General features: G+C 44.6%; 14 protein-coding genes and 1 tRNA gene. 7 read left to right on the forward strand and 8 right to left on the reverse strand.

Annotated features, from left to right (window positions below):
• Window positions 1-6 precede the first annotated feature (6 nt).
• Together BP688_RS01395 and BP688_RS01400 are read left to right on the forward strand one after the other, a co-directional pair.
• Window positions 7-99 (forward strand) — tRNA-Lys (locus BP688_RS01395).
• Between the two features lie 133 nt (window positions 100-232).
• On the forward strand, window positions 233-1,105 hold the full coding sequence (locus BP688_RS01400) for an LEA/WHy family protein (protein ID WP_290595896.1): 873 nt from the start codon (window positions 233-235) through the stop codon (window positions 1,103-1,105).
• Window positions 1,106-1,157: 52 nt separating this feature from the next.
• Here BP688_RS01400 and BP688_RS01405 read toward each other — a convergent pair whose 3' ends face one another.
• A complete protein-coding gene (locus tag BP688_RS01405; protein WP_290595897.1) occupies window positions 1,158-1,313 on the reverse strand; it encodes a TFIIB-type zinc ribbon-containing protein in 156 nt (51 codons plus the stop codon).
• 31 nt (window positions 1,314-1,344) lie between these two features.
• Window positions 1,345-2,493 carry a hypothetical protein gene (locus tag BP688_RS01410; protein WP_290595898.1) on the reverse strand — a complete coding sequence of 383 codons (1,149 nt, stop codon included), beginning with the start codon at window positions 2,491-2,493 and terminating at the stop codon, window positions 1,345-1,347.
• Window positions 2,494-2,597: 104 nt separating this feature from the next.
• On the opposite strand from BP688_RS01410, the gene BP688_RS01415 reads away from it, so the two are divergent.
• Complete coding sequence (locus BP688_RS01415) at window positions 2,598-2,882, forward strand: lipocalin-like domain-containing protein (RefSeq protein WP_290595899.1); 285 nt, start codon at window positions 2,598-2,600, stop codon at window positions 2,880-2,882.
• On the opposite strand, the gene larB is transcribed toward BP688_RS01415, so the two are convergent.
• Genes larB through purE form a run of 5 tightly spaced genes read right to left on the reverse strand, consistent with a single transcriptional unit; the run spans window position 2,847 to window position 9,286 of the window.
• Window positions 2,847-3,527 (reverse strand): nickel pincer cofactor biosynthesis protein LarB, encoded by a 681-nt coding sequence (gene larB / locus BP688_RS01420; RefSeq protein WP_290595900.1) that lies wholly within the window; start codon window positions 3,525-3,527, stop codon window positions 2,847-2,849. The genes BP688_RS01415 and larB overlap by 36 nt on opposite strands.
• The gene (carB, locus tag BP688_RS01425; protein ID WP_290595901.1) at window positions 3,511-6,744 is read right to left on the reverse strand and encodes a carbamoyl-phosphate synthase large subunit; all 3,234 of its coding nucleotides are present in this window, start codon (window positions 6,742-6,744) and stop codon (window positions 3,511-3,513) included. Before carB ends, larB begins: the two co-directional genes overlap by 17 nt.
• A gap of 4 nt (window positions 6,745-6,748) precedes the next feature.
• Complete coding sequence (gene carA, locus BP688_RS01430) at window positions 6,749-7,825, reverse strand: glutamine-hydrolyzing carbamoyl-phosphate synthase small subunit (protein ID WP_290595902.1); 1,077 nt, start codon at window positions 7,823-7,825, stop codon at window positions 6,749-6,751.
• A complete protein-coding gene (purC, locus tag BP688_RS01435; protein WP_290595903.1) occupies window positions 7,822-8,817 on the reverse strand; it encodes a phosphoribosylaminoimidazolesuccinocarboxamide synthase in 996 nt (331 codons plus the stop codon). Before purC ends, carA begins: the two co-directional genes overlap by 4 nt.
• Before the next feature lie 4 nt (window positions 8,818-8,821).
• Entirely contained in the window at window positions 8,822-9,286 is a 465-nt protein-coding gene (purE, locus tag BP688_RS01440; RefSeq protein ID WP_290595904.1) for a 5-(carboxyamino)imidazole ribonucleotide mutase, read from the reverse strand.
• A gap of 153 nt (window positions 9,287-9,439) precedes the next feature.
• On the opposite strand from purE, the gene BP688_RS01445 reads away from it, so the two are divergent.
• Genes BP688_RS01445 through BP688_RS01455 form a run of 3 tightly spaced genes read left to right on the forward strand, consistent with a single transcriptional unit; the run spans window position 9,440 to window position 12,363 of the window.
• Window positions 9,440-10,669, forward strand: coding sequence for an ATP-binding protein (locus BP688_RS01445; protein WP_290623187.1), 1,230 nt, complete (start codon window positions 9,440-9,442; stop codon window positions 10,667-10,669).
• Between the two features lies 1 nt (window position 10,670).
• Window positions 10,671-11,435, forward strand: a complete 765-nt coding sequence (locus BP688_RS01450) for an MBL fold metallo-hydrolase (protein WP_290595906.1) — start codon at window positions 10,671-10,673, stop codon at window positions 11,433-11,435.
• The gene (locus BP688_RS01455; RefSeq protein ID WP_290595907.1) at window positions 11,416-12,363 is read left to right on the forward strand and encodes a hydantoinase/oxoprolinase family protein; all 948 of its coding nucleotides are present in this window, start codon (window positions 11,416-11,418) and stop codon (window positions 12,361-12,363) included. Before BP688_RS01450 ends, BP688_RS01455 begins: the two co-directional genes overlap by 20 nt.
• Here the strand turns inward: BP688_RS01455 and BP688_RS01460 are convergent.
• Window positions 12,340-12,879 (reverse strand): class II aldolase/adducin family protein, encoded by a 540-nt coding sequence (locus tag BP688_RS01460; protein WP_290595908.1) that lies wholly within the window; start codon window positions 12,877-12,879, stop codon window positions 12,340-12,342. The two genes, BP688_RS01455 and BP688_RS01460, sit on opposite strands and share 24 nt — an antisense overlap.
• Window positions 12,880-12,972: 93 nt before the next feature.
• Between BP688_RS01460 and psmB the strand changes: the two genes are divergently transcribed.
• On the forward strand, window positions 12,973-13,608 hold the full coding sequence (gene psmB / locus BP688_RS01465; protein ID WP_290595909.1) for an archaeal proteasome endopeptidase complex subunit beta: 636 nt from the start codon (window positions 12,973-12,975) through the stop codon (window positions 13,606-13,608).

The raw sequence follows: 13,608 nt of genomic DNA on the forward strand, positions 1-13,608 counted from the left end.
CAAAAAGGGCCGGTAGCTTAGCCAGGCAGAGCGCGGGACTCTTAAGCCATCCAAGGCAGAGAAATCCCGCAGTCGGGGGTTCAAATCCCTCCCGGCCCGCGTTTATACTTTCTGTGAGATGAATCTGCGGTTTTGCCACTTAAATGGATTTTTTGATGAGGAGTATTGATTAAATCAAAATAAATTTATTCAACAAAGAGAAAATAGACTTATGATTGCGCGAGTTATTTCGGTGGTGATTCTCGCTACATTCCTTATTGGATGTTCAGCAGAACATCAAACTTTGGGGAAGCCTGAAATTAAGGAGATTAGCAATCAATGGGGTGAAGTAACAGCTTCCACAACTGAGATCGTGACTAAAATTAAAGTATATAATCCAAACCCATTACCTCTACCATTAAAGGATGTTTTGACAGAAGTCTACATTAATGGAGTTAAAATTGGTGAGGGTAGTGCTTTGAAGGCTGAAATCAAAGCAAACTCAAAATCAACAATCCTTATACATACGAAGTTAGAAAACAGCAAGATTCCAAAATGGTGGATTTTGCATATAAAAAATGGAGAAAAATCAAACATGCATATAAAAGGGTATCTGGTTTTTGATCTCTTAATTACAGAATTCAAGTATCCTATTGACATGACAAAATTGATAGAAACCGATATACTCGCTGGATTAACATCAGCTGTACCAAAAAAGGTGAAATCAGGAACAATTTCTCTGGAGATCGAATCAGTTAAATCATACTGGGGCGAAGTTAACGAGGATTACACCGAAATAATCACTGAGGTCAAAATACGCAACGAAAATTCGGATACGATTTCAGTATCGAGAATACGTCACTCTGTTCTCCTGAACGACATTGCATTCGCCCAGTATTCGAGTGACGTTGATGCAGTCATCCAACCAAAATCTGATACTACACTCAGAATCACTACTAAACTCGATAACAAAATGCTTGATGAATGGTGGGTCAGCCATGTAAGAAATGGAGAGAAGACCAAAGTCGAAGTTTCTCTACAATCTGCAGTAGAAATTTTCGGAGAGGAGGTAACGTTATCACTCGTTAAGAGAGAAACAGTATTCAAGACAAACTTGCTGGGATAGTCTAAAGCTTTCTTTTCGTTTTTTCAACTCCTCAGTCGAAGGTTCAAAAATTTTACCTGAATCCTGGTTTCTTTTCTGTCCTCTCGAAAAAGACCAAATTACACTTGGAACAAACTCGAACGTCAACGTTTATCGCCCTTGTCTTCCCCAACTGAAAGCTTATTACCCCATAATCAACAGAGTCCTCACCACATCTTGGACACTTCATAATGATTTATTGTTCTAAAACTTTAAAAACTTCACTCTTCAAACTCCCTGCCCAGCACACACTCAGGCCAGCGCACCTTTGACTTGGATTCGATAACTTCGATTACGGAAGCAGGATGGACTTCAGTCCACATGCCGTGATCGGTGTCAACGACCCATACACCTCTCACTCTCACAACATCGCCGGGACATATTCCCTGAATTCCAGAAAGAACCTTTAACTGGTCAGCTGGTACGACCTCTATGTGCAGCCCACCCTTCCTGAGGATGTAATTTCCAATCCCAAGATAACTCTTATCATTGGGGATAACGTCAAAGCAGTAATCACCATCTCCAGCAATAAAAGGTGGCTTTTCAACTTTCCCAACAACTTCAACACAGGTTTCAACAATTCTGAGCCTTGAGGGTGTGTGGGTGTGAACAAAAACGTTGTCCATGGGAGGACATGCCGGATCAGTCTGCATCCACCTCTCATCACCCCAGTTATGAGGAAAGAATGGGTAAAGAGTGACTTTAACGTTGTTCCTGAAGCTGTTGTCATACACCAACCCAAAAACCGCTGTTGCTATCAGAACTAACAAAACCAGGGACTTCAAATTAGGATATTTAGGATATTTCAACAACGCAGCCAGAGACAAAACAGAGACAAATGCAACAAGCAAAACAGGAAAGGTAACGGTGGAAAAATAGAAGATTGCTGCACATACAATACCCGCCAAAGCTCTTAGTCTCTCCCCATTCACAACAGAAAGGTAGATCAGGTATCCAAAAGGTGCAAGCAAGATTCCAAATATGGAGAGGGAAGTGTGGATTCCGTCATCACCAAAATACAATATCGCTATTAACAACGCTATAAGAGACTCGAAAACTGAAAGAGCAAAGGTTGATGAAAGCAAGCCCTTTCTCCACCTGATTTCGGATGCCAAATACGCAACCGGAGCCCTGACAAGAACGTTCAAGATCGCCACTTCAGTAAAGGTTGCCTTCGTAAGAATCATGATCGGCAGTGCGATAAGCGTGCTTGCAAGTATAGCAACAAATGCTGTTCTGGGTTTAAACATCCATGCAGCAAGGAGCATGACGATGAAGGCGAACCCGTAGCCCACAAATATCGCAGGAGCGTTGAACATGGTTGCCATTGCAAGCCCACCAGTAACGACAAAAAGAACCAGAAAGTTCATGATTTCAATTTGTTTTTAAAATATTTAATTTTTTGTTCATTTGTTGGATTTGAAATTAGATTTTTGAAAGTAAAGCTTATCTTTCTCTCTAAACAAAATTTTTTATGCGCATAGCGATGGCAGCGCTGGTTCTCATCTTTCTCACCTTCGCAGCATATCAGTTGGCAATATCTCACACACAGCTAAAATATCAGAATGTCCGCATCGAGGGGAGAAAGCTGATACTGTCAGGGTTTGAAACTCCGGTTGTTCATGTCACAGGTTGCGGGCAGAGTGAGAATTTTACGGGAGATATTGTGGATATAAGCATCAACTGTAGCGAGATAACGGTAAAAGTCTATTCTAAAAACCAATTAGTCTTTTCCGGAACTTTTCCACTTAACACGTGATATTAAGGAGGCAAATATCGCTGCACCAAATCCGTTGTCTATATTCACAACCGCAACGCCAGATGAGCAGCTCTGAAGCATGGCGAAAAGGGTTGATATCCCTCCAAGGTTAACACCATACCCCACAGACGTTGGAACAGCAATCACCGGAACATCAACAAGTCCGGCAATCACTGAGGGCAAAGCACCTTCCATTCCTGCTACAACTATCACGCTATCAACTTTCTCATCCCTTATCCTTTTAACTGGCTCAACAATTCTGTGCAACCCCGCAACGCCAACATCGTAGAACCTGAGAACGTCAAGACCAAGGAATTCTGCTGTAACCGCAGCCTCTTCAGCAACTGGGATGTCAGACGTTCCGGCAGTCAGCACTGCCACTCTCCCGATAACTTCTGACCTTTTCTTCCCCACAACAGCAATTCTGCCACGTTTGTTTACCTCAACCCCCTCAATACCTTTGAGAGCTTCAATCTGTTCATCATTCAACCTCGTCACGAGTGTTGACTTTCCTTCCTTCTGAATCTCCTTTATGATTGCGATAAGGTCTTCTACATTCTTTCTCTCTGCAAAAATCGCCTCAGGCTTACCTGCTCTCTCGTACCTTTCAAGGTCGAGATTGGCTATTTCATCTATTCTCCTCATGATACTCCTGAATTGATTTTACAGTCATGCTTTTATTCTTTACCGCCTCTATAGCCTTTACAGCAGCATAAGCACCTGCAAGAGTTGTAATGTGAGCAACACCGTAATCCACAGCTGCCCTCCTTATCATATATCCCTCAGTCCTACCCCTCTTTCCACTGGGTGTGTTGATTATCAGGTCAACCTGCCTGTTGACAATAGCATCAAGAATGTTCGGCCTCCCTTGACTAACCTTTAGAACAAGGTCAGCTTCCACTCCATGCTCTCTCAGGAAATTCCTTGTTCCCTCAGTGGCGATTATTCTGAAGCCAAGTTCAATGAACTTCTTTGCGAGTTTCACGGTCTTCTCGTTCTTGTCCCTTTCCCTAACACTGATGAAAACCGTCCCTTCAACGGGTAGCTTCATGCCAGCTGCAAGTTCTGCCTTATAATAAGCAAGACCAAAATCGTAATCCAAGCCCATAACTTCTCCTGTTGACTTCATCTCAGGACTTAAAACAGGATCAACACCGGGGAGCTTGATGAACGGAAACACTGCCTCTTTCACTGCTACATGCCTGAGCTTGAGCCTCTCTTTAATTCCAAGTTCTCTCAGCTTTCTCCCCGTCATGAGCTTTGCCGCAATCTTCGCCAGCGGAATGCCTGTTGCCTTACTCACAAAGGGAACTGTTCTGCTGGCTCTTGGATTCGCTTCAAGAACGTAAACAACATCATCCTTCACCGCATACTGAATGTTTATGAGTCCAATAACGTTCAGGCTCAGAGCCATTTTTCTCGTGTAATCCACAATGGTCTGAATTGTAGCATCGTCGAGAGATACAGGGGGTAAGACGCATGCAGAATCGCCGCTGTGAACTCCAGCCTCCTCAATGTGCTCCATTATCCCCCCTATTACAACCTCTTCTCCGTCACACAGCGCATCAACCTCAACTTCGATGGCATCCTCCAGAAACTTGTCAATAAGTATTGGCTTTTCCGGACTGACTTCAAGCGCCTCGTTAATGTATCTCTCCAAAGTATCCTCATCATAAACTATCTCCATCGCTCTCCCGCCAAGCACGTAGCTCGGCCTTACAAGAACTGGGTAACCTATTTTTCTGGCAATTTCCTTAGCCTCCTCAAGGCTGTGGGCTATACCATTCTCAGGCTGCGGAATTCCAAGCTTATTCAGCATTTCTGAGAACCTCTCTCTATCCTCTGCAATGTCTATTGAGTCAACTGAAGTACCAAGTATTCTCGCCCCGCTCGTCTCAAGTTCCTTCGCGATGTTCAAAGGCGTCTGACCACCGAACTGAACTATCACGCCCTCAGGCTGCTCATTCTCGTAGATATTCATAACATCTTCGTGTGTTATCGGCTCGAAGTAGAGCCTGTCAGACGTGTCGTAGTCTGTCGAAACAGTTTCAGGATTGCAGTTGACCATTATCGTCTCGTAACCCTCCTCCTTGAGGCTGAAAACAGCATGAACGCAGCAGTAATCAAATTCGATTCCCTGCCCTATTCTGTTGGGTCCCGCGCCAAGAATCATAACCTTCCTCCTCTCAGTCTTCAGGGCTTCGTTCTCGTCCTCGTATGTGGAGTAGTAGTAGGGCGTTTTTGCCTCAAACTCTGCAGCGCAGGTATCAACCATCTTGTAGACTGCACCAACCCCTTTGCCCTTTCTCACCGTCCTCACTTCTCTCTCTGTCGTGTTGAAAATGTGGGCAAGCTGCCTGTCGGAATAGCCGAGCCTCTTCGCCCTTCTAAGCACTTCCTCAGGCACCTCTTCAATGCTACATCTTTCTGCCCATGCCTTCAAATCCTCTTCAAACTCAACCAAGTTCTTTATCTTCTCGATAAACCAAGGATCAATTTTTGTCAGTTTGTAAATCTCCTCAACACTCACTCCACGCTGCAAGGCGTAGCGAATGTAGTAAACTCTGCTCGCGTTGGGAAATCTGAGCTTCTCTTTTATTTCCTCCATCGTTAATTCCTTATCCTTGCCATCACATCCGAGTCCGTATCTCCCGATTTCCAAGCTCCTCAATGCTTTCTGAAGAGCTTCCTCAAAAGTTCTTCCGATAGCCATAACCTCTCCGACACTCTTCATCTGGCTCCCAAGAACCCAGTCCGCAGTGGGGAACTTGTCAAAGGCAAATCTGGGTATTTTTACAACTACATAGTCAATTGTAGGCTCAAAACTCGCTGGTGTTTCTTTGGTTATATCATTGGGTATCTCATCGAGAGTATAGCCAACAGCAAGCTTTGCGGCGATTTTGGCAATTGGAAAGCCTGTAGCTTTGGAAGCTAATGCAGATGATCTGCTTACACGCGGGTTCATCTCTATCGCCACAACCCTGCCATTTTCAGGGTGTACAGCGAACTGAATATTGCTTCCACCCGTCTCAACTCCAATCTCCCTTATGATCTTTATCGCTGCATCCCTAAGATACTGGTATTCATCATCAGTCAAAGTCTGAGCCGGAGCAACGGTTATGCTGTCTCCTGTATGCACCCCCATAGGGTCGAAATTCTCGATTGAACAGATGATCACAACGTTATCTGCTAAATCCCTCATCACTTCGAGCTCAAATTCCTTCCAGCCAAGAACCCCCTCTTCAATCAGAACCTGGTTGATCATTGAGAGCTTTAAACCCTTCTCTGCAATCTCCCTTAACTCCTCCCTGTTGTAGGCAATCCCACCACCTGTTCCGCCGAGAGTGAAAGCAGGTCTTACAACCACAGGATAGCCAATCTCATCTGCTATGGCCAAGGCCTCACTGATGTCACTGGCAACATCACTCTTTGGTACCTCAAGGCCGATTCTTCTCATTGACTCCTTGAAAAGGTCTCTGTCCTCCGCCTTTTTGATTGCCTCAAACTTCGCACCGATAAGCTCAACGCCGTATCTCTCAAGCACGCCCATCTCCGTTAGCTTAACGGCGAGATTTAACGCCGTCTGACCTCCGAGAGTCGGTAGCAGAGCATCCGGAGTCTCCCTTTCAATTATCTTGGCGACTATCTCTGCATCGAGGGGTTCGATGTAAATCCTGTCCGCCATCTCTGGGTCTGTCATTATCGTTGCCGGATTGGAGTTGACCAGCACAACCTCATAGCCCTCCTCTCTCAGAGCCTTGCATGCCTGACTGCCCGAATAATCGAACTCCGCTGCCTGACCTATAACTATCGGCCCGCTGCCTATTACCATGATCTTCTTCAGATCTTCCCTCTTCGGCATTCAATCACCTGTACTCCTTCACCATCTCCACAAACCTGTCAAAGAAAAAGTAGGTGTCGTGCGGTCCCGGTCCAGCTTCAGGATGGTACTGGACGGTTATGAGGGGAATGTCTTTATGAACCAGCCCCTCAACAGTGTTATCGTTAAGATTTATCTGCGTAACCTCAATGTTTTTGGGGAGTGTTTTTTCATCAACTGCAAAGTTGTGATTCTGACTTGAGATGAAAACTCTCCCTGTTTCGAAGTCCTTCACGGGCTGATTGCTACCATGATGTCCAAACTTCAGTTTGAATGTTTTTGCTCCCAGTGCAATGCTTGTGAGCTGATGACCCAAACATATCCCAGCCATAGGGAGCTTACCTGCGAGACTCTTTATCGTTTCAATTGCTGGTTTTACTCTTGCAGGATCGCCCGGACCGTTGGATATGAACACCCCATCAGGATTCATTTCCATAATCTTATCAGCAGGATAGTCGTAGGGCACGAGGGTGACATTTACTCCCCTCTTCATAAGCTGCCTTACAATGCTCATCTTCACACCACAGTCAATCAGCACCACTTCCAGGTTGCCCTTTGCATCCAGTCTCTTCGGCTCCTGAACGCACACCTTGTCAACGAGGTCTATATCGCTTATAAAGGGCTGTTCAACAGCCTTTTTTACTAAATCTTCTCTCTCAACGTCCCCTACTCCGATTGCAGCTTTCATGGAACCGTAAATCCTGATTTTCCTCGTCAGCATTCTCGTGTCAACACCCTCAATTCCGGGAACATTGTACTCTTTAAGCAGCTCGTCAACACTCATCTCACTTCTCCAGTTGCTCGGATGTTTGCAGAGCTCCCTAACAACAAATCCCTCAACCTTTACCCCATCGCTCTCGAAATCCTCCCTCGTAACGCCGTAGTTCCCTATGAGGGGATAGGTCATCATCAAAATCTGTCCTTTGTAGCTCGGGTCTGTCAAGGCTTCAACGTAGCCCGTCATGCTCGTGCAGAATACTATTTCGCCCAGTGCATCCTTCTCGGCACCAAAGGCTCTCCCCTCAACATAAGTACCATCTTCAAGAGCAAGAGCCGCCCTCATCCAAGCACCTCTTTGAGCTCTCCTACTACATCCTTAAGCTTAGGAGCGTCGAAGAGTTGTTTTCCAGTAACCTCATTGCAGAAGGCCCTGTAAAGGTTCGAAACTCCCTCTCTGACATTATCCGGAAGCTTCGGCGGAACTCCCACAGCCTCCCTCCATCCCTCCTTGCCCTTATAGGCCTTTACCCTTTCATACCATTCTGTCTTTCTGTAATACTTTCTGAGTAGTTCCTTGCTAACTTCAAAGCCGTTCATGCTGAACCTGCACTCATCAGGAGTGCCCACAGCGTCAACGACCATGAAATTCCTGCTCTCATCGAAGGCAACCTCAATCTTTCCATCCTCGTTTTCAAGTCCTGCCTTGCCAACTTCCTTTGTTATAAGTCCATCAACCTCAATAACAAGCTCCTTTAGCCTATCAAACTCCTCATCTGCAAGTCCAGCCATTTCCTTAGCTTCATTGTAGCTCAGATAGCGATCAACATCTTCAAGCTTCGTGCTGAAATCAACAATCGGTTTTTTGAGCTTCATATTCGGCTCTACTCTGTCAAGCCCGAAGTCTTGGGGCTTCACCTCTCCCCTCTCAATCCTTCTGAGCAGCGATGAGCCCTCCGGAATGCTGTTTCTGTAGATAATCTCAAGAGGTATCAGGAAGTTTCCGGTGAGACTTTTGAAAATTGAATAGTCACCATTTGCAGGCTTAACAACCCTTACAAGCTTTATTTCCATCACATTTATGGGTGATTCAATCTCGTCGAACTTCTTGACCTTATCATCTTCAACAAGGCCAATATAGTGGGTCTTTATTCCTTCCTCCTCCAACCTTTCGAAGAAGTAAGCTGAAACCGTGCAGAGTGCTTTTCCCTTATCATCTATTTTGTCTGGCATCTCCCCGTAATCGAAGACAGAGTAGCGGTCAGAGAAAAGGAATCTTCCGACTCCGGGAGTATCCTTAGGTTCTTTTATAACAACCAAATCCTTTACGCTCCCCATCTAATCACCCCAGTTCCTCGTCGGCTTTATAAATCTCTCCTTTTTTCCTATCCTGATAGTTCTTCACCCTCTCCCTGACCTTTTCATCCGTTAATGCTGCGATTTTTGCAACAGCCAGAGCGGTATTCTCGGCTTCCATCACCAAAAGAGGGGCAACGCCTGATGGCATCCTTATGCTTGAAAGAATGTCCATACCGGCAAATCTGTCGCTGTATGGGGGGGAAGCAATGACAGGCCTTACTGTATTTGCATCAACAAAACCACTCAACGCGTTGCTCCTCCCCGCAACTGTAACAAATACAACATCGTCTTTCTCGTATTCTTTTATTATCTCAAGAACCTTTTGTGGAGTTTTGTGAGCTGAAGCAACTCTCAAAATGCTACTAATTCCGAATTCAGAAAGATTTTCAGCTATTTTTCTGCAATAATCCAGATCGGATTTTGAGCCCATTATGATTACCGCCTTCATCCACAACACCTGCCCTCCTTTAACCCAAAATTTTAGCACAAAATATAACATTCTCGGTTGCTTAGTGTTTTTCATTACTATACGAAAAGTTAAGAAAGAGAGGGTTGCAAAAAATTTAAATTCCTCCCACACGATTCATAGGAAGTGTCCCAAATGAGTGCTGTTAAACTTGTAGAACTGCTGCTGACAGCAGAAGTATTCAACAGATATGAGGAGCTGACTGAGGATGACATACCTAAGGAAATAAGGAAGCTCCTCTACAGTAAAGGAGGTATAAGGCGTCCCCTTGTAATAAGAGCAGACATAGCTGCGAAATATGCAGGAGAAGTTGATCAGAAGCCACCTTTTGTAGATTTAAATGCATTCTCAAAGCAGTATATCCTAACATCCTTCGATCTGGCTGTTAAATGGCTTGCATCGAGGGGAATTGAACTGATAAAGAGAAATCCAGCTCTCGCCTATTATTACCAGAACTACGATTCTCTTGATGTCTCTTATGAGGAAGCGAGGAAAGCAAATCTGCCAAAACATGGGGACAAAGAGTGGCTTAAAAGTGTTATCGAGGAGCTTGAAAAGAAGGAAGAGACAAAAGAGATGCTAAGTCTTGTAAGGGTGCTTTCACCAGAAGAAATACCCATTGATTTCAAGGATGTTGCACTTAGCGAGGAGCAGCTTGAAGAAGTTAGGAAGATTGAAGTTGCAATTGAGGAAAGAAAGTTTTTGAGGAAAATCGGGTTGTCTGATATTGGCAAACTTCTCTTCATAGGTCCTCCCGGAACTGGTAAAACGACGACGGCAAGAGCTTTGAGCAAAAAACTCTACCTCCCACTTCTTGAAGTCAAACTGTCAATGATAACGAGCCAGTATTTGGGTGAAACGTCAAAGAACATAGAAAAGGTTTTCGAGATTGCGAGGAAAATGAATCCGTGCATACTCTTCATTGACGAATTCGATTATGTTGCAAAGATGAGAACGAGCGATGAGCATGCTGCAATAAAAAGAGCGGTAAACACCTTGTTGAAGTCCATTGATGAGATCAACCTTGTTGAGGATGGTGTTCTTCTCATCGCCGCAACAAATCATCCGAGCCTCCTCGATCCAGCAGTATGGAGAAGATTTGATAAGGTTATTGAATTTCCCGAACCGGCAGAGGTGATAAGGCGAAGGATTTTTGAGATATTTCTGGCAAAAATTGAGGGGGACTTCAACATTGACGAGTTGGTGAAGGAAACCGATGGGTTTACGGGGGCAGACATCAAGCTGGTGGTCAGGGAAGCTGTCCTGAAGGCGCTGCTTGAGAGAAGGAGGACACTAACCCAGACCGACCTTATTGAGGCAATTAGGGATGTGAGAGAGAGACTTAAGCTCAAAACATCCTACTGATATGATAGTGACCCTCCTTGGAACCGGAGACTCTCCCGGTACGCCGATTATAAACTGTCACTGCAAAACCTGCGAGGATGCGAGGAGGAGAGGTTGGGAGAGGAAGCGTTTTTCTGTAATGGTGCAGAATGAGGGAAAGACTGTCCTGATTGACACCTCTCCAGATTTAAGGAGGCAGCTACTCGACAATAAGGTTGAGAAGGTTGATGCCGTCATCTGGACTCACTGCCACTTTGACCATTTCGGAGGGTTTGGAGAGTTCTACAGAGTTCAGAACAACGTTAAGGTTTACACAACGTCACAGATACATGAGGACATAGGCAGATTCATGAAATTCCTTTCCTATAAAGCAATCGAGGTTGAAGTTTACAACCCCTTCAGCATAGGAGGTATGGATTTTACTCTCTTCAAAGTCAATCATCCCAGCGTGGATTCTGTGGGGGTTAAGGTAGAGTGGAAGGGATACAAAGTGGTCATCAGTGGAGATACAAACATAAGAATCCCCGAAGAAAGCATAAGAGAAATGCGCAATCCTGACCTTTTTGTTGTTGAGGCTCTCGCTCCTACAGGCAGATTCAGGAAGCACATGAACGCAAGGGAGGCGTTGAATCTGGCAAAAAAACTTAATGCAAGAAAGGCGGTTCTTACCCATCTCGGCCACTTTTACCCACCCCACCACATTGCAATCAAAAACTATCCAGTTGGCGAGGATTATCAGACTTTCTCCTTCGGAGAGGGGAGGTTGAATGGGTTCTTTGGGGATTGACATTGGAGGAGCAAATTTGAAGGTTGCTTCAGAAGATGGATGGGAAATCATCTACTTTCCAATGTGGAAAAAGGCTGAAGAGTTGGAAGATATCCTAAGGGATATTGCAGAGAGGCATTCCGCAAAGAGAGCTGGCGTGGTAATGACGGCAGAACTCTCAGATGTTTTTAGGAGCAAGGAAGAGGGTGTGAAGTTCATTGGAGGAATCTGCAAGAAGGTCTTTGAGGAAGTGTTTTTCCTCGATGTCAGTGGTAAGCTTTCCCAAACCTTGGATGAACCCACAGAGTTTGCTGCAAGCAACTGGGTCGCTTCAGCAACATTTTTGCTCAGAGAGGGGTATAGAAACTTCCTTTTTGTTGATATTGGCTCCACAACAACAGACATAATTCCAGTCACTGACAGAATTGAGGCTGCTAAAACGGACTTTGAGAGGTTGAAGAGGGGAGAAATGGTTTACATTGGCATTCTCAGAACTCCTGTGTTCTATGTATTAAAAGAATTTGATTCTACTCCTCTCTGCCCTGAATTCTTCGCCATAACTGCAGACGTGTTTATCGCAACGGGAGATATTACTGAAGATGATTACACATGCGAAACCCCTGACGGGAAAGACAGAGATGAAATATCGTGTCTGAAACGGGTTGCAAGAACAATTTGCTGCGATCTCGAAGAGATTGGAATCAATAAAGCCAAGCAACTTGCCTTTGAAGCTAAAAAAGCTATGAAAGGCTTGCTGAAGGATGGTCTGAGGAAAAAGACAGAAGATTATGGGATTGAAAGAATTTTTGCCTGTGGAATCGGAGAGTTTTTGATTGAAGAGATTTGCAATGAGATTGATGTTGAGTTTATCAGCCTTTCCAGTTTGTATGGCGAATACTCGAAGCTTTTCCCAGCCTTCGCAATGTTAAAGCTTGTCCAGAAGGATTGATCTGTATATTATCTCGCATGAGTGCTCCAAATAGCTCAATTTGTTGTATGCATCCCTTAAGTTCTTTCCTCCCGCATACATTCCGTGATTTCTGACCACAGCCACACCCTTTTCCTTTACAACGTCTGAAATCAATTCTGCAAGTTCTGGAGAACCAAATTGACCCTCGACAACTCTGACTTTACCAAAGTAGAGCTTTCCCTCCAGATCCATCGGCTCTATACTGTCCATTCTCGCCCCTAAAACCACGTTGAATACCCCATGGCAGTGCAGAACTGCAGAATATTCTGTCTTTTCGTAAATTTTCTGATGAATAACCTGATCAACAGAAGCCTCTCTGATGAACTCTCCAATTTTCAACTTTACAAAAGAGTTTTCTGACATGTCATCGAGGTTAACACCGCTTTTCGTGATGTAAATGGCACTCCCAACCTTGAAACTCATGTTTCCACTTGCCCCATCAATTAGCTTGGCTGCTGCAAGAAGCTTTCCCACCTTTATCGCTTCTTCGAACATAAATTCAAGGGAACGAAACATTTAAAAATCTTTTTTTCTCAATATATCTTGCCTTAGGGCTATTTTAAAAACTCAAAAAAGAAAGTGATGACCATGATGGAAGAGAAAATATATAAAGGAACCACGACCGTAGGTCTCGTTTGTAAGGACGGAGTAGTGATGGCTACCGAGAAAAGAGCCACAATGGGAAACTTCATTGCCAGCAGACAGGCCAAGAAAATTTACCAGATTGCCGACAGGATGGCAATGACTACAGCAGGAAGTGTGGGAGATGCCCAGTTTCTCGCTCGAATTATCAAGATTGAGGCGAACTTGTACGAAATAAGACGGGAAAGGAAACCCACGGTCAAAGCAGTTGCAACTCTAACTTCCAACCTACTCAACTCATACCGCTACTTCCCGTATCTCGTCCAGCTCCTCATAGGTGGTCTTGATACTAAAGGAGCGAGCATATACTCTATTGATCCCATAGGAGGAGCTATTGAGGAAAAGGAGGTAGTGGCTACGGGAAGTGGAAGTCTCACAGCCTACGGAGTGCTTGAAGACAGATTTACGCCAGATACAACCGTTGATGAAGCTGTGGAGCTGGCTGTGAGAGCAATATATTCAGCAATGAGGAGAGATTCTGCTTCAGGAGATGGGATTGATGTGGTGAAGATTACAGACACGGAATATTACCAGTTCAAACCAGAAGAAGTTGAGGAGATACTGGCAAAGTTTAGGAAGTGA

This window comes from Archaeoglobus sp. UBA230 (genome assembly GCA_002507545.1).
Taxonomy (GTDB): Archaea; Halobacteriota; Archaeoglobi; order Archaeoglobales; family Archaeoglobaceae; genus Archaeoglobus.